Annotated in this window: 16 protein-coding genes and 1 pseudogene; 9 read left to right on the top strand and 8 right to left on the bottom strand. The window is 58.6% G+C overall.

All coding sequences use genetic code 11. The features are described from left to right. The first annotated feature begins 142 nt into the window (after positions 1-142). On the top strand, positions 143-976 hold the full coding sequence (locus ACUN0E_RS03410) for an NAD-dependent epimerase/dehydratase family protein (RefSeq protein ID WP_445565656.1): 834 nt from the start codon (positions 143-145) through the stop codon (positions 974-976). A gap of 540 nt (positions 977-1,516) precedes the next feature. Here ACUN0E_RS03410 and ACUN0E_RS03405 read toward each other — a convergent pair. The 6 genes and pseudogenes from ACUN0E_RS03405 to ACUN0E_RS03380 form a co-directional block, all read right to left on the bottom strand. Further along, entirely contained in the window at positions 1,517-1,750 is a 234-nt protein-coding gene (locus tag ACUN0E_RS03405; RefSeq protein WP_445565655.1) for a hypothetical protein, read from the bottom strand. Next, positions 1,720-2,802, bottom strand: a complete 1,083-nt coding sequence (locus ACUN0E_RS03400) for an IS630 family transposase (RefSeq protein WP_445565654.1) — start codon at positions 2,800-2,802, stop codon at positions 1,720-1,722. Before ACUN0E_RS03400 ends, ACUN0E_RS03405 begins: the two co-directional genes overlap by 31 nt. 75 nt (positions 2,803-2,877) lie before the next feature. Further along, positions 2,878-3,405: pseudogene (locus ACUN0E_RS03395) on the bottom strand (transporter substrate-binding domain-containing protein); the annotation flags it as partial. A gap of 163 nt (positions 3,406-3,568) precedes the next feature. Then, positions 3,569-4,075: a DUF4431 domain-containing protein gene (locus tag ACUN0E_RS03390; protein ID WP_445565653.1), complete on the bottom strand. Its 507-nt coding sequence runs from the start codon at positions 4,073-4,075 to the stop codon at positions 3,569-3,571. A gap of 131 nt (positions 4,076-4,206) precedes the next feature. Beyond that, positions 4,207-5,025: a hypothetical protein gene (locus ACUN0E_RS03385; protein WP_408521407.1), complete on the bottom strand. Its 819-nt coding sequence runs from the start codon at positions 5,023-5,025 to the stop codon at positions 4,207-4,209. Positions 5,026-5,397: 372 nt separating this feature from the next. Further along, complete coding sequence (locus ACUN0E_RS03380) at positions 5,398-6,720, bottom strand: IS5 family transposase (RefSeq protein WP_445570367.1); 1,323 nt, start codon at positions 6,718-6,720, stop codon at positions 5,398-5,400. A 189-nt stretch (positions 6,721-6,909) separates the two neighbouring features. Between ACUN0E_RS03380 and ACUN0E_RS03375 the strand changes: the two genes are divergently transcribed. Beyond that, positions 6,910-7,569 carry a M15 family metallopeptidase gene (locus ACUN0E_RS03375; RefSeq protein WP_408242267.1) on the top strand — a complete coding sequence of 220 codons (660 nt, stop codon included), beginning with the start codon at positions 6,910-6,912 and terminating at the stop codon, positions 7,567-7,569. A 134-nt stretch (positions 7,570-7,703) separates the two neighbouring features. Here the strand turns inward: ACUN0E_RS03375 and ACUN0E_RS03370 are convergent, their stop codons facing one another. Together ACUN0E_RS03370 and ACUN0E_RS03365 are read right to left on the bottom strand one after the other, a co-directional pair. Continuing rightward, positions 7,704-8,087, bottom strand: coding sequence for a VOC family protein (locus ACUN0E_RS03370; protein ID WP_445565652.1), 384 nt, complete (start codon positions 8,085-8,087; stop codon positions 7,704-7,706). A 686-nt stretch (positions 8,088-8,773) separates the two neighbouring features. Next, entirely contained in the window at positions 8,774-9,406 is a 633-nt protein-coding gene (locus tag ACUN0E_RS03365; protein WP_445565651.1) for a TetR/AcrR family transcriptional regulator, read from the bottom strand. A gap of 129 nt (positions 9,407-9,535) precedes the next feature. On the opposite strand from ACUN0E_RS03365, the gene ACUN0E_RS03360 reads away from it, so the two are divergent. The 7 genes from ACUN0E_RS03360 to ACUN0E_RS03330 all read left to right on the top strand — a co-directional run bounded on the left by ACUN0E_RS03360 (position 9,536) and on the right by ACUN0E_RS03330 (position 16,526). Then, a complete protein-coding gene (locus ACUN0E_RS03360; RefSeq protein ID WP_445565650.1) occupies positions 9,536-10,510 on the top strand; it encodes an SDR family NAD(P)-dependent oxidoreductase in 975 nt (324 codons plus the stop codon). 160 nt (positions 10,511-10,670) lie between these two features. Then, on the top strand, positions 10,671-11,417 hold the full coding sequence (locus ACUN0E_RS03355) for an SDR family oxidoreductase (protein ID WP_445565649.1): 747 nt from the start codon (positions 10,671-10,673) through the stop codon (positions 11,415-11,417). A gap of 43 nt (positions 11,418-11,460) precedes the next feature. Then, the gene (locus ACUN0E_RS03350; RefSeq protein WP_132067690.1) at positions 11,461-12,207 is read left to right on the top strand and encodes an SDR family oxidoreductase; all 747 of its coding nucleotides are present in this window, start codon (positions 11,461-11,463) and stop codon (positions 12,205-12,207) included. Between the two features lie 234 nt (positions 12,208-12,441). Beyond that, positions 12,442-12,837, top strand: a complete 396-nt coding sequence (locus ACUN0E_RS03345; protein WP_445565648.1) for an SDR family oxidoreductase — start codon at positions 12,442-12,444, stop codon at positions 12,835-12,837. A gap of 347 nt (positions 12,838-13,184) precedes the next feature. Further along, positions 13,185-14,063 (top strand): ATPase, encoded by an 879-nt coding sequence (locus tag ACUN0E_RS03340; protein ID WP_408485387.1) that lies wholly within the window; start codon positions 13,185-13,187, stop codon positions 14,061-14,063. A gap of 11 nt (positions 14,064-14,074) precedes the next feature. Further along, positions 14,075-15,781, top strand: a complete 1,707-nt coding sequence (locus ACUN0E_RS03335; RefSeq protein ID WP_445565647.1) for an ATP-dependent helicase — start codon at positions 14,075-14,077, stop codon at positions 15,779-15,781. Positions 15,782-15,803: 22 nt separating this feature from the next. Next, positions 15,804-16,526 carry a hypothetical protein gene (locus ACUN0E_RS03330; protein ID WP_445565646.1) on the top strand — a complete coding sequence of 241 codons (723 nt, stop codon included), beginning with the start codon at positions 15,804-15,806 and terminating at the stop codon, positions 16,524-16,526. Positions 16,527-16,593 lie beyond the last annotated feature (67 nt).

Raw genomic sequence — 16,593 nt, 5'->3', positions numbered from 1 at the left:
CGCAGAAAGCGCGGTCAGGCGGGCGAATGCCATTTGGCGTAATCGCCGTCTGATAGCCGTGTATCGGGCAATTGATGCTGAATCTCCTCCGTTGTTCTCGTTTAGAAAACGTTTTCCATCAGTCATTTTTCAGGAGTTTTTTATGAACCCAACAGTCGTACCGTCGTTCAAGCCGTTCCGGCGCCTGCTTCTTACCGGCGCCGCCGGCAACCTGGGCCGCCAGCTGCGCGGCGCGCTCGCCAATTGGGCCGATGTCGTGCGCGTGAGCGACATCGCGAAGCTCGGCGAACCTGCGCCGCACGAGGAAACGAGCGTCGTCGATCTGGCGGACCGGCCGGCGGTGATGCAACTTGTCGAGGGCGTCGATGCGATCGTGCATCTCGGCGGTATCTCCGTCGACGCCCCGTTCGAGGATCTGCTCGGAGCGAACATTGCCGGCACATACAACGTATATGAGGCAGCGCGCAAGCACGGCGTGAAGCGCGTCGTGTTCGCGAGCTCCAATCATGCGATCGGTTTCCATCCGGTCACAGAAATGCTCGACGCCGATGCACCGCAGCGCCCGGACAGTCTCTACGGCGTGACCAAGTGCTTCGGCGAGGCGCTCTCGCGCTATTACTACGATCGTTTCGGCATCGAAACGGTGTGCCTGCGAATCGGCTCTTCGTTCGAAGAGCCGAAGAACCCGCGCATGCTCGTCACGTATCTGAGCTATCGCGACTTTATTGAACTGGTGCGCTGCTCGCTGTTCACGCACTGCGTCGGGCACGTGGTCGTGTACGGCGCATCGAACAATCCGGTCAAGTGGTGGGACAACACGAAAGCCAGCTTCCTCGGCTTCAACCCGCGCGACAGCGCTGCGAAGTTCGCGGAACGTTTCCCTGCGACCGCACCGAGCGACTCGCGCGACGATCCCGCACAACGCTTCCAGGGCGGCCAATTCGTGCTTGGCCAGCCAATGGAGGCGAAGCAGTGAAGCAGCGCTCGCCCGTACTTGACGAGCTTGATACAGGAATCAGGTTACCGCGCGTAAAGGAACCCAGTATGGATTCATCCGACCGGTCGCGGCGACGACGCGGGTACAAGGGCGCATCGGCCGCAAGGTGCGGATAGCTCGGATCGTGTGAGTGACAGTTGTGGTGATCATCTACGGAATCGAGAATCACCTCGCACCAGTTTTCTCGATCCGCCCCATATTGAATGAACGTGGTAACGCCACCCTCCATGTTGAGGCCAGGCCAGTTCGGAGATGCTTTCCAGATTTGCCCGGCAGCGGCAACATTCACAGGAGTAGCAACGACCCATGTGTGTCGCATTCTCGCCGCCACTTCTTGAATACGAGAGCCGAAATCGGGATCTACGATGAGTGCAACTGTGTCGTTCGTCGGCATGCGTCTCCCCCATTGTTCGCATCTATTCCGTCAGGAACAGGCGGATTGAAGGAACTCGATGGTAATCGTCGACGATCTTGGTCGTTGACCCCAATGACGCAAAGTGGGCGAAGGTCATCCCCTGCTTACTGGTCGAGTGCGGGATTGATCTCGTTATGCGTCAGGCCAAATCGTGCCATGCGAGCACGATGATTTGGTGAGCCGAGATACAAACGAAGTTGCGCGCTGACTGCATTGCGCAGATCGCTGTTTCTTCTGTTAAAGGAGAATGCTCCGAATGGGAGTTTTTGTTGCTTGCCATTCGTTCCCAGTTGGTGCTCAACGGCTTCTAGTATTCTGTCCCAGAAATAACTTTGCATAACCGAGCCACTTTCCGGAGAATGGAATCGGCTGTCGCGGTCCAGACGAAAGCCCGCTTGTGCTCGTTGTATTGCTCGATGTAACGCTCGATGTCGGCAATGAGTTGGCGCACGTTCCTGAACGACCCTCGACGGATCGCCTGCTGCGTAATCAGGCCAAACCAGCGTTCAACCTGATTGAGCCAGCTCGAGTAGGTCGGCGTGAAATGCATGTGGTAGCGCGTGTGCCTGGCCAGCCATGCCTTGACCTTCGGATGCTTGTGTGTCGCATAGTTATCGACAATCAGATGCACATCGAGATTGGCCGGCACCGCCAGGTCAATATGCCTGAGAAACGCCAGAAATTCCTGATGCCGGTGGCGCGGCTTGCATTGCGCAATGACTTCCCCTGTTGCAGTGTTGAGCGCAGCGAACAGGGTCGTGGTGCCATGCCGGACGTAATCATGCGTCACCCCTTCGAGATAGCCTAACCCCATCGGCAACATCGGCTGCGTACGCTCCAGCGCCTGGCACTGGCTCTTCTCGTCCACGCACAGCACCAGGGCATTGATCGGTGGGCTCAGGTACAGCCCGACAATATCGCGCACCTTCTCGACGAAGTACGGATCGGTAGACAGTTTGAAGCTCTTTGAACGATGGGGCTGCACACCGAACAGCGATAGATATCGGGCCACCGAACTCTTTGAAATCCCTGTCTGCGCAGCAGCGGAACGCACGCTCCAGTGCGTCGCCCCGTTCGGCTTCTCATGCAGTACCCTGGCGAGCAGTTCCGCTACCACCTCATCGTCATGTGTGCGCGGGCGGCCCGGGCGGGCTTCATCATGCAGGCCGGCAAGCCCGTGCGCGACAAACCGCTTCTTCCAGTGTGTGATCGCCGGTGGCGTCACTTCGCACTGCATCGCAATTTCCTGGCTCGTATGGCCATCAGCCGCCATCAAAACAATCTTTGCACGACGGACCAGAGAATGAGGCAGCGAACGTGAGCGGCTCATTGACAGCAATTGCTCTCGTTCCAGTTCCGACACCACAACCTCGATTCCCTTGCGTCCCATGGTCGCCTCCTGTTCTCCCGGATTTGATCATAGAACAATCGAAATTTACGACAAGTTATTTCTGGGACAGAATACTAGCACCGAACCGCCGATTCGATCCGCCAATATGCGATTTCCCAAGGCGGTGCTTGCATACGCATCGATCTCCCCCGAACGAACCGCTTCGATAGCTTCGGCCTGGTTCGCGAAGATGGAAATCTGGTGCTCACCTATGCCTGACGTTTTTGCTGAGTCATGCTGTACCTGCCCGGCAATGACGCCGAGGCGCGCATCGTGTTGTTCGGCCAATGACGCATAACTGCCGAGCGCTCTCGGGTTTCCAGCGCGAACCAGAAACCCGTCTCCTATCGCCCACACGGGCACGCTGAACGCAACCAGGTTAGCGCGTTCAGGCGTAACGAAGAGCGGAACGTTCATATCCCACCGGCCGGCTTCGACTCCGGACAGCAGTTCACTGAACGTCGTTCGGTTATGCTCGATCTGGGTGACACCGATCGCACGAAGAACCGCGTCGGCAAGATCAATGTCGGCGCCAGTAGCCATACCTCCCGCGTCCGTCCAGCCGAACGGCGGCTCCTCAATATAAGCAATTGCTACCTTCATCGGTATACCTCGCGAAATTGGAAGGGCCATCGGGCGTGTTCAGTCGATTGTTGACGATTCTACTTGCATGCGTGAACGCCGCATTTTGGCCGGGTGATGCCTCATTCGAATTACATGCACTGCTTCGAGGGGGGAGGGCACTCGCGATCCTCGATCGAAAGCGCTACCAATTCCACGCGTCAATTGGCTTGAGCGATTTCACATCTATCAGCAAGGGTAATCGGTGGTGACCTGTCGTAGGTTCAAGCGGATCGCCTACGATTTGCACCCTGTGACCAATCGCTTTTTCGGCCGCAGCCCGTTCTGAATCGTGAACAACGACTTGAACGAAATACGTCCTCTGTGCATCGGGGCCAAACGTGGCCAATGCCGCAGAATCAGGAAGCTGTGTGGTAGGCGTAGCGGGCAACTGCAGATACAGCGAAGATTCGATGCGGTCGCCACCTGGCTTCTCGCCGTAGTTGGGCGGCCCATAAAACTCTCCGATCTCCAAGGTTCCCTCGAGTGTGATCGAGGGTGAAGGCTCGGCTGCCGTACCAACTCCTACCATGCAGAATAAAGTCGAAGCGAAGGCCAGACGGGTAGCTTTCATAAACGCCAGGAAGGTTGCAGCGTCGACGTCTGCCCCCGCGGCTAACGAGCGCTCAAACTTCGCGCTCACGTCGAGCATGCGAATTGTCGACGATCTTGACGTGATTGTCGAAGGTCCGCTCGTGGCTGAACCGGGCCCTACGCTGATCGGCTCGGTTCGACCCACAAGGGCCTATCGAGTCAGACAAAAGCAGACGTTCGAAATAGTATCTAAGCCAGCATTTGGTTATGCGTTGTAGATGCAGCAAGCCGGATGTCTCGCGCGAATTTGCGATAGATCCATGCCAATGTTGCCGCTCCAAGTGTCCACGCCATTAGCCTAATCAGCGCTTCCGAGAATAAGTCCACGCCAGCCGAATTGAAGCTTTGATGGAGGAACGGCAGGACGAAGCGAGCGACCAGATAGCTGGGAAGCGCCGATCCAATCCCGTAAATGCATGCCACCTTAAGAGCTTGACCACGTGTATCGGTCCATGCGGCCCGCCATTGCATCCTTCCACCCACCGCGACATGCGGAAATAGCAATGCGCTGCGAGCAAGCACATAGCCAGCTCCTATAAGGAGAAGAATTGTTAGGGTCTGGGTTTCTGGGGTGATGTTCGCACTTTGCACTCCCGTAGCCTGCAATGCTGCTTGTGAAATTTGGACGATCGCAATCGCTAAAGTGAATACGGTCGCAAATATGATCGAGATCACAAAGTATCGACCATAGGCGTGAAGGCTGATCGACGATAGCTTGAATCTCTCACCGTCAATCACGTAACGAATGATCGGTATGGCCAAAATTGGCTCGCCGATGTTGCTAGCATGATTCGCAAGCACCCGCAAATACGGCAAAGCGTAAAAACCACTATGCGGCAGTCTCCCCATTGCGCGCAGGGCAGCATAGAGATGTATGACCTTCTCGATCCGCACAATCCCCAGCGATACGCCGAACATAATGAGAAATAGGATCGGCATTTGATCGATCACGCGTACCGTATCTCGCCACGCGCCGACTATGCATTTCTCTACAGGAATTGTTCCCATCGCTGTTCCCCTTCTGCGCCTGGTAATGGTCCCATGCGTCTATTTTTCTAGGTAATCTTCTCTTGGCAAGCACGTTTAATTCATTTTCTATTCATAGCGCATTCGATTGATTTTGCTTCGTGTCAGATATTATCTCGTTTCTCCGACCCCTACGTGTTCTGGCATGTTGTCAACGATCTATGAAGCGGTCTCGACCGGCCGTTCCTCTTTGAGACGTTCGACATCGCCCCCAAGATCGTCGACAAAGTGGCGTTCCTTCGCATGCGTTGCTTGGCGCAAACGGTACGTACCAGACATTGAACGATTCAGCGAAATCTTGCGCACCTGTTTATGTAGTCGACCCTGAACAATTCGTTTCTCGTTGCGCCGGCGTCACGCCGTCACGTCAGCGGCAATGCAGCGGTTGAGCAAAGCGACGAGAACGAAGACGCAAAAAAGCCGCAGCTTCCTCAGGATCATCCGGATGTTGTGGCCGGCGCCGCACAGCACCGCGTGCATTGCATCGCCGAGCGCGCCTTTGAGCCAGTTGCGATCAAGTTTTCCGTCTGTCTTCATGTGACCGATGGCTGGCTCGATTGCACTTCGCCGTCTGATCATCGCGCGTAGCCCGCGTGTGATACCCCGGCGCAACCCCGGGTGGTAGATCTTCACGCCGTCGATGGTGACGCCCTTGTAGCCGCGATCCACGATCGCCACCTCGGGTGCCGTGTCACTCAGGATTGCCGCCTGCTCCAGTGCTTCAGCCAGCGTGTGACCGTCGTACGGATTGCCAGGCATCGAGCGCATGCCAACGACCAGACCTTCCTTGTGGGTCGTCGTGATCGACACCTTCACCCCGAATTCGTAGGGTATGCGGGCTTTGCCCTTCGCCAGACACTCAACTTCCGGTGCGTGCAGCGCGTAGAGCTTGTTTTTGTCCTTCGGCTTCTGCGACAGGATCCGCTTCGTGCGGTCAATCAGCTCCTGCAAGTCCTTGCGGCCTGAGTCTGCTACCTGGGCGACCTGTCGCTCCACATCGCGCATCACCCGCCCAACGCGCGAGCGCAGCGTGCGCAATGCCTTCCTCATGCGCCTGTACTGCTTCGCGTGAGCATAGCGGCCAATCTGCAGCCCCAGGCGCGGCGCTTCGCGGTTGTAGTTCTGCCTCAACTTCAGACCATGCCGCGCGGCTGCCTTCACCAGATGTTCGCGACACCGTTCGAGCAATCGCGAATCGGTTGGATGAGCAATCGCCTTCTCCATGACCGTTGTGTCTACAATCACGCGCTTCACGCTCGAGGCCTTGATCACGCCGGCAAGCTTTGCCGCTTCGATCGTCTCGGCCAGCAACTCTTCAACGCCGGCTTCGCCCAGGCGCTTCCTCCAGCGCGTCAGGCTCGACGGGTCGATCGGAGGCTCGGTCTGCAGATACGTTTCACCGGTGAAGACCTGCCAGTATGGGTTCTCCACCCATTGCCAGACGACCTCTTCGTCGGACAGATCGAACGCATGCTGCAAATACAGCAGCCCCGCAATCAGGCGCGGCGAGCTCGCTGGTCGACCCTTGCGTGACACGAAACTCTCGCTCATCGATGCACCCAGTCGTTCCCAGTTGATCAGGTCGGCCAACCCGACCAACGGATGCTTCAGGTTGATCTGTTCGCGCAGCGGTTGCCGGAAGAAATCTCCATCCGTCACAGGCGTCTTCGGACCCATCTGCACCTCGTCGAAAAATGCAGGATTCACGCCTTAATATGCCAGGTTCCTGCAATTCCCACAACCGCATTTCCGGCTCAAAGCCTTACGCCGCGAGGCTTTGAAGATTCTTCAGGGCCGACTATGTAGAAGCCCTCGGCGCGAGTAATATAGCCGACGCCCACACTGACGTTTCTGAGAAAAATCTTCATGTTGACTCTAGCCGATCCCAAGATTCGCCGAATTCCATTAGTCGAGAACGGAGAGCGTTTGATCTCGATCGACGGTTTGAACGCACGAATTATTGTCGATAGCTCAAAGGAGAATGCAGAGGCCCTCGGCTATGAGCTTTGCTTTTATATACGCGAGACGGTTGGTTACAAACTAGTCGAAGCCGTCCTTCAAATCCCCGATAACTATGCTTTCCTTGTTAAGGAATCACTTCGCCCGCAGAACCTGCAGGCATTGTGGTTCAGTGACTATCTGCGAAGCATTCTGGAGGCTAACCCCGAACTGCCAGAAGGCGACGCTGTTGCGCTAGCTGCGCGGTTTGTTGCACCACCTTCCGTTGCAGGACATCCGACCGGTGGTGCGGTCGATCTTACACTTTGTGATCTGCGAGGATATGAGTTGGACTTGGGATGCGCATACGACCAGGATGAAAAGACGTCGAATGGCGCGTGCCTTTCTCATTTTGATCAACTCTCACCCGAAGCATCCAAACATCGCCGGATACTTTTTGAGGCTTTGGGTTCCGTTGGATTCGTCAACTACCCGTTCGAGTGGTGGCATTGGTCCTATGGAGACCGCTATTGGGCTGCCGTCACGGAGCATCCGCACGCTTTGTATGGTGCTGTAGCCGACTTTTAGCAATCCCCCGGCTCGCGCTCAGTTCATCCGACGACAATCGCCCAGTTATCGTCATTCAACAGCGATGCTCGGATTGTCGACAATCATCTAACGCACAACTTCAACGAATAGCTGTTTTGTCAGGTACTGTTTCTTCATGGGCGACCCCAAATTTCTAAAATATTCCCCGCCGGATCTGCGATAGATATGGCTATCGTCCCATCGCCATAGTCCCACTCATTTAGTATCGGTATTCCTATCGAGTTGAGTCTTTTGACTTCCTCGACAACACCTTGTATTTCAATTGCAAGTGCTATGCCGTGTCCGGTTGGTCGAAACTCGGGGTAAGGAAACTTGCCTTCTTGACCCGTGTGAATGGTCAAGGTGACGCCTGACGCCTGAAAGCAATGCCACGGATTCCCTTTGGCAGATGTCCCGCTCGAAGGAGCAGTGAAATTAAGTGCAGTGCGATAAAAGTCGACGACACGGGGGTAGATGTCGTATTCAACCGGTATCAGGATATTCAAACTCGAAATCACTGAGAACTCCTCGCCCAAACTCGCTCGCCTTCGATGGTATACAAAAAACGCGAACTGCATCGGCGACGGCGTTGCAGCTCACTCAGGTTGCGTTCTTCAATGGCCGCTTCCAGAAAAGCTAATCGTCCGAAACGGGTCGAACTGAGTCAATCGCATCAGGCAGAGTCCGGCCAACAACGGCCTGTTGTGAAGGGCCGCTTCGGAGTAGCCTGCACTGAACCCCAGAAGTCTCATCGGACACGAGCATGCGCCACTACAACGGACGTTGGGACGAAGATCGAGGTGACGAATTTGCCTAGTAGGGAGCTTCCGGCTGGTACTTCGAGGTCGAGCCGAAGAAGACCGTAGTGCGGCAGATGGAGGTGTACGACGCGGCAGTCGTTCTGCAGCACGACCAACAGCATCTTGATGTGATTCGGACTTGTCACAGACAAGCCGTGCGATGCCGCGGGGTTTCCAGTTGCCGAGATTGCGCGCGACGATTTCGAGAGAGCATGGTCAACTCATGCTGCCGCGAATCGCCACCCGAGAGGGACCGCGCTTGGGGCCAACTGGCTTACAGGTTTCGACTTCCAAATCGAGGTGATCGCTCCTATCCCAACGGGAAACGATTGATCGGGGTTGAGGGGCGCGCGAAGCGGCAACTACCAAAGCCTACTGCCCCGCAACGCCCCTTAACGCCGGCATCAACTTTCTGGCCCCGCGTTTCCAAGACGCGGTTGGAGCACTAAGTCGGCCGCTTCCTCAGCATCTTTGAGGAGCGTCTTGCGCGGCGTGCCTAACTGTGCACGCATGGTCAGCCCACGCGCTAAATCCGTGACTTGGGTTGCCCGCGCGGCTACGGGAAAGTCGGACGGGATTTCTCCCGCGCTGATTGCGTCCCGGAAACGACCTTCTATCAGCGCGGTGCCACCGGAGGCCGCGTTTTGCAGGAACTGCAGAACCTCAGGGTCGTCCACAAGCGGCGCGACGCACACCAGAAGGCAGCCCCGGGCAGACCCTTTCTCGGTCGCGCTTTCGACGGCGTACCTCAGAAAGCCCGTGATCGAGTCGCGAAGACTCTGTGGCGAGAGGAGTGCCTTCGCGGCTGATGCGCCCTTCCGTTCTGCGTACCCCCTAAGGACGCGCAGGAATATCGCCCGCTTGTCCCCAAAGACGGCATACAGGCTCGGCCGTCCCACACCCATCCCGGCGACGAGATCGTCAATCGTCACTCCATCGTAGCCTTTCGACCAGAACACCTGAATTGCCTTTTCCAGCGCCCCCGTCTCGTCGAAGCTGCGCGGTCGACCCGGCGACCTACCGGTATTTTGAATCATTTGGTTCAAAACTCCTTGACAACTTTTACGGCACCAATATATAACCGAATAGTTCTAAATTAACAAGCCGTTTCTGGCCCTGCGGGGCCTCACGACTCGGCCTTCACCCTTCACCACGCGGAGACGCCTATGGAACATTCGATCGCGCTCGTCACCGGCGCCACCTCCGGGCTCGGCTATGCCGCAGCTCGCACTCTTGCCGGAGAGGGCTGGCGCGAGATCATCATCACCGGACGCAGCCTGGCTCGGGCCAAGGAAGCGGCCGCTCAACTCGCGGCGGAAACCAAAAGACACGTCCTAACGCCGCTGGAGCTGGAGTTGGACACGCCGTCCAGCGTTCAGTCCTCCCTCGCCGAACTCGTCAAGCGAGGTCGGCCTATCGATTTCCTACTGCTCAATGCCGGGATGGTCCCAGGTAAGAAGCGCGTGCTCACTGCGGCGGGCGTCGAGGCGTCTCAGGCCCCGCTGATCGGCCATCATCAACTGACTGTCGGGTTGCTCCGCGCCAACCTGCTGAGCCCCAACGCGCGGATTGTTATCGCCAGCGCGGAGCCTGCCCGAGGGGGCGTACCCATGTTCAAGTACACCGACGTGGACGCACTCGTTGCCAAATACCACGGGGGCGACCTGACCGCTGCTATGGAAGCCCTGCTGCGCAACGGGCCGAACGTGAAGTACGTGCCCAACAATGCGTATGCCGACGCGAAGCTCATCGTTGCTTGGTGGGCTGCGGCGCTGGCTCGCCGGCTACCCTCCGGCATGGCCGTGTACGCTGTCTCGCCCGGTGCGGCGACCGCCACCAAGGTTTCGCGACAAGCTAGCCTGGCCGTGAAGTATCTGTTTGTCCCAATCGCGAACCTCATTCCCGGCATGAATCAGACGCCGGAGACGGCAGCCCGTCGGTACCTCCAGGCCTCGGAGTTCGGAACCGACGTCTCAGGGCAATTCTTCGCCTCGGCTCAAGGGAAGTTCTCAGGCCCAATTGAGGCGCAGCGCCACCCACACCTCCTCGATGGCGCTAATCAGGAAGCCGCGTGGCAGGCCGTCGCCAATGTCTCCGGCGTCAACTGGTCATACACGGAATCCTTGCGGGCGGTGTCCTGAAGGAGCGGCGGTCGCGGCGAAATAGTTGCGGTGATCAGAATCAGCAGGCGATTTCGGAGTTACATGATCGTCCACGGGTCTTACGGTATTTGTAAATAAATAGTCTTACTAAATAGTTAAATATTAGCAAAGCAGCCCTAACCTCTCAAGGAGAATACATATGAACCGGTACCAAGATAAGAAGGTGGTGATTATCGGCGGCACAAGCGGCATGGGGCTCGCGACGGCGAAGATGCTCCTCGACGGGGGAGCGCGCGTTCTGGTGACCGGCCGCTCGCAGGCCGGCCTGGAGTCGGCGCAGCAAGAGCTTGAGGACGGCGCTATCGTGGTTTCGAGCGACGCGCGGTCATTGACCGACATCGACGCCCTCGCCGCTCAGGTGAAGACCGAGTTCGACACCATCGACCTGCTTTTCGTCAACGCCGGGTTCAGCATTCCAACGCCTCTCGGGAGCGTGACCGAAGCCGTCTACGACGAGATGTTCAACCTGAACACCAAGGGCCCCTTTTTCGCGGTCCAGAAGCTCGCGCCGCTGATCAATCGGGGGGGCTCCGTTGTCCTCACGACCTCCGTCGCCAACGTCAAGGGACTACCGGGCCAAGCCACATACGGAGCCGCCAAGGCTGCGCTGCGGTCATTCGCCCGGGTGCTCGCCACCGAGCTGCTTCCTCAAGAGATTCGAGTAAACGCGGTGTCCCCCGGCCCCATCGACACGGGCATCCTCGAAAAGGTGTTTCCTACAGAAGAGATGCGTACACAGGTCAAGGGGCACACCGTCGGCATTATTCCCATGAAGCGCTTCGGGACGTCGGAGGAAATCGCCAAGGCAGTCCTCTTCCTCGCGTTCGATGCGACCTTCACGACCGGCGCCGAGCTTCCGGTCGATGGCGGCTGGACGCAAATCTGAACGCGGTGCAGGCCGCACGTTTCACTAGACAGGGAGGACCATAGTGTCTTTATTGAATAACAAGATCGCCCTCGTGACGGGGGGTAGCAGCGGCATCGGCCTCGCGACCGCAAAAAGGTTCGTTGAAGAGGGCGCCTACGTTTTTATCGCCGGCCGCCGGCAGGCCGAACTCGACAAGGCAATCGCGGAGATCGGCTCGAATGTCACCGGTGTAAAGACCGACATCGCCAAGCTCGATGACCTCGACCGTCTTTACGAGACCGTCGCGAAAAAAGGCAAGATCGATGTGATTTTTGCTGGCGCGGCTTTCGTCGAAAAGACGATGACCGCCGCAGCCACGCCTGAGCATTTCGACAAGACCTTCAACACCAACGCCCGCGGCACTTATTTCACCGTTCAAAGGGCGTTGCCTTACTTGAACGATGGTGCTTCCATCATCCTCGTGGCGTCCGCTGGGAAGAACAAAGGGCTTCCGGGCCGCAGCACCTACAGCGCCACCAAGGCAGCGCTCCGGTCATTTGCTCGGACGTGGACTAGCGAACTCAAGGAACGAAAGATCAGGACCAACGTGTTGAGCCCTGGCGCGGTCGACACGCCAATGTTCGACGACCAGTTCCCATCCAAAGAGGGCGCGGCCGAAGCGAGAAACCAAATCACTGCGATGACGCCTCTGGCACGCTTGGCGCGCCCCGAGGAGATCGCCTCCGCAGCTCTGTTCCTCGCCTCGGATCAGAGCAGCTACGTCGCCGGCATCGACCTGCCAGTCGACGGCGGCCTGACGGCTGTCTAGCCGGAAGGACTCAGCACGACGCCGAACCTCATCTTCCGAGGAGCCTCTGATGACACACACAGCGAACCATTCGGTCCCAGAGCAAGGGAAGTTTCGCCGCGCCGTCGCGGCCGTCGGCGCCTTCCTGCAATCTCTGGATTACACCAGCTGCAGACTATACGCTCGATCGCATCGAACGCCAGGAACGGGAGGTGGGACGACTGAAGGAGGAAATACACCAAGGGACCGCTTTTCGTGGAGCAGAAGCTCGCGCCGCTAATAAACCGGGGACGCTCTATCGCCCTCACGACCTCGATCGCCAACGTCAAGAGAATGGTCGGCAACGCCGCATACGGAGCCGCCAAGGCCGCGCTGCGATCATTCGCGTGGACACTCGCCGCTGAATTGCTTCCTCGCGAGATTCGAGTCAACGCGGTGACGCCCGGTCCCATCGACACGCCGATCATCGACAAAGCGTTTCCCGGTAAAGACGAGGCCGTCCAGATTAGAGAGAAGATGCTCGGTATGGTCCCGATGAAGCGCTGGGGGACGTCGGAGGAAATCGCCAAGGCAGTCCTCCTCCTCGCGTTCGATGCGACCTTCACGACCGGCGCCGAACTACCGGTCGATGGCGGTTGGTCGCAATTCTGAACGGGGTACAGGCCGCACGCGTCACCAGACGGGGCTTCACGATGAATCGGTTGGAAGCCATCCGCTGCTAGGCCGGATGAGCGTCCGCTTCCGGGCGCTCGGTCCGGCCAAGCCGATGGCAGCTTCGGGTCGGCAACGGTCTCCAGCCGTGCGTCTGGTTTTAGGATTTGCGATCACCGGTCTCTACGGACACGTCGCCGAAACGATTGACTGCGGCCACTGAAATACGCAGGCCGTCAAAAGGCACTTTAAATCGCCCATGTTTTGGTGTGATGCCTGAGCCGTTCCTCGCAACAATAGGCTCATGCCGCGCGGGTGCGCGTGCACACTCCAACAGGGATATCGACATGAGCACCATCAACGAAGAGACGAAAATCGTAGACGGCGACGCGGGCGCGGCCGCTATCACGACGAGCGTCCTGTCCGCCGACACAGTATCAGCCACGGCGACGGTCGCGCAGGGCCCACTGGTCACGGACGGCGCCGACGACGGGGACCTCGAACAGGAACTCGCCCGTATGGAAGGCGACGCCGCCATCCTGCAGAAGGAAGGGATGATCTCCGCGAGCGAAGCTCAGGAGAAACGCGAACAGGTCGAACGCACACGCAAGCTGTTTCGGGATCTCCCGCCCGCTGAGCGCGCTGCGATCGTGCGCCGTCGTCGCGAGATTGGCCGCGAACTGCTCGACAGGCAGCTGTCCGGTGCCGCTGTGGTGCCGGCGGCGGTTCGTCTGAATCACACGCGCATGAAGCCACTGTTTGAACAGTGGTGGCCGTACCTTAATCGGATGAGCATCAACATCCAGCGCTTCGGGCGGTCGACGTTTACAGCGCAAGATCTCGGCGCGGTGAGCGATTTTTTCGAGAAACAGATCAGCGAACTGGAATCGTACGTGATCGAACAGCTCGAAGTCGCTGGCGGCTTTCGCGAGCGGAGTGAATCGGAAATGCGCGCCCGTGGCGACATCGTGTTCGAGCCGAGCGTTACCAAGCCGTCTCTGGAAATCGAGGTCGAAGCGTACTCGCGGTTATCGATGCGCCTGCTATCCATCATCATGAAGTTCGACCGCGTCATGGACCATTTCGACTTTCTCGTCTGGAACGGCATCCGCGATCAGTCCGACGTCGACGAGGAGACCTCGCGCTTCCTGCGCAAGTTCCATCCGGTGGGCGTGCGCGGCTACATGACCCATCTGCGGTTGATGACGACGGTTCGCGGCCGCTGACCGGTTCTGCCATGCTCGACGATCTGAATCCGCAGCAACGCGAGGTGGCGCAGATGCGCCGCCACTGCGTAGCGATCGCATGTCCGGGCGCTGGCAAGACCAAGACGATCGCGGCCAAGGCGGCACTGCTACTCGTCGATCCGGCGACGACCGTCGGCGCTGTGACCTTCAGCAAGGATGCGGCGGTGAAATTGCGGGATCGGATACTGCGGGTCGCATCTCCATCTGCAAAGCCGCGGCTGATCGCGGGTACGTTCCACTCGTTGGCCTTCCGGCAGCTTGGACAGCGCGGCGGTGCCCGGCGCGACATCGCGTCCGACGGTGACCGCACGGGGCTCCTCGCGCGCGTACTCGCAGAAATGGGGCTGAACTGGAAGGTTGAAGAGGCCGTGCCCGTGATTGAGCGTATCAAGACAAATTTCGGCCGTGTCGAGCAGGGCACGACCGAAGCCCAGCTATACGAGGCGTATCAGGAAGCACTTGCCCGCAACGGAAAGATCGACTTTCAGGACATGTTGCGGCTGGCGGTCGTGGGGATGGAGAAGGGTGCAATCGAGCCATACGCGTTCACCGATCTGCTCGTCGATGAGTTCCAGGATACCGATCCGTTGCAGTACCGTTGGGTGGAGCTGCATGCGAATGCCGGCGCGCGGGTCACGGTTGTCGGCGACGACGACCAGAGCATTTATGGGTTTCGGGCGGCGCTCGGATTCCGCGGGATGGAGTCGTTTGCCAGCGCCTTCGACGCCCAGCGCGTCGTGCTTGGTAGCAACTATCGCTGCCGCAGTGAGATTCTGGAGGCGGCCGACCGCCTGATACGGCACAACGAGGATCGGATTCCGAAACTGCTGCGCGCGGAACGCGGCGCCGGCGGCACCATCGACACACAGCGATTCGACGACGAGTACATCGATGCGGTCGCGGCGCTCGAAGCGCTTCAGCCAAGGCTCGCTGCAGGCCAGTCGTGCGCGATCCTTGCCAGGACAAACCGGATTCTCGACCCGATCGAGGCGGTTTGCCGGTCGCACGGCGTGCCGTATTTCCGTGCCTCGGGCCAGTCCATCATCAACAGGCCGCAGGGTGCGTTGATGTGCAACCTGCTGGAGATCGTGCAGGGGACGAAGGTCAACGGCCTTGACGCGGTGTTGGGACATAGCGGCATGAGTTCGGCTCACCTTGCGGCCCTCCATCGGGACATGGGACCGGCACTGGTCCAGCGTCAGAAGAAGGATCTGGTCACCCTTGGTCTGCCCGAAGACACGGCCACGGCCTATCGAGCCTTCATGAAGCGCCTATCCGAATGGCGGTCGCTGCGCGAGCGGAAGTTCTATTCGCTTGCGCTCGAAGGTGTGCAGGAATGGATGCTGACCTACGCGAAGACCGATCCGGAGATCCGGTCGATCCAGGCGACGTACGACGTGGTTTCGCGTCTGAACGGAACCTTCAGCGAGCGTATCGAATTCCTCAGGCGCGACAACAACAAACCGGTCGAAGGCGCATTGGTGCTCACCACGATGCATAGCTCGAAGGGCCTCGAGTGGGATCACGTATGGATCACCCGCGCGGAAGAGAACGTGGTGCCGGACGACAAGAGTCCCGAGTCCGAAGAGCGGCGGCTGTTCTATGTCGCCATGACACGTGCCCGCGAAGGCCTGACGATTGCCACCATCAAGAAGAATCCCGTCTCACGCTTCGTACTCGAATCCGAAGTAGCGTGAGTCGCGTCCCCTGGAGCTTTCCTTGCTAGATCACCTGCTGCGTCTGCTGGGTTACGTACCACCCACCTCCTCGCGTCTGGTTAGCGACGCGCCGGCTGCGGAAGAAACGCCATTGCCAGCACACCGTCTTTCGGCCGCATCGTTTGATTTTCGCAAAGCCGTTTGCGACGACCTGTGTTTTTCGTACGACGACGGCGAAGGTCCATTTTGCTATGCCGTTGGACGGGACGGCTGGGCCCCGCTGGCGGTTGCTGGCCTCGCGCTTGTCGCCAGTGTCAGGTGCGCGGAGATTCTTGAGGCGGCGATCAGGAACCGACTGTGGGCGGATGGACCCACTGTGCATGCGTGGGCGGTCGCCAATGCCGGAGCGTTCGAGGCGATCCGGGAGCGTGGCGATCTCGCGCCCACGTTGATGGAGCGGCCAATGAATGTCGATGACTTCGAGTGCGATGTGATTCCGCGACTATCAGCAGCGGAAATGGGATCTGAGTTTGTTCGGTGCTGGCAGCGCGCGCGAGCGGAGTACCCGGTGTTCTTTCTCGCGAACTCACCCGCGCAGATTGCGCTCGCGCGACATCACACAAATCGGGCGGCCACGGATGCAGCCAGCTATGCGCTTGAGCGATGCGGAATCTGGCTGGTTGTCTGGTTCGAGTCACGCGGGATGCACGTCGATCGCGAAAAGAAACTTTTGAAGATCGAAGGGTACGAGGCGCTGTTCTATTCGGCGTCGCAGGGTATCTGACCGGTGCTTTCCGGGACCCGGTGGAGATACCCTCGCCAGCTCACCGCAACGACAGCAAATTCCCGTA

This window comes from Paraburkholderia sp. D1E (assembly GCF_052682275.1).
The sequence above is the reverse complement of the archived record's forward strand: the minus strand, read 5'-3'. Positions and strand labels throughout refer to the sequence as shown.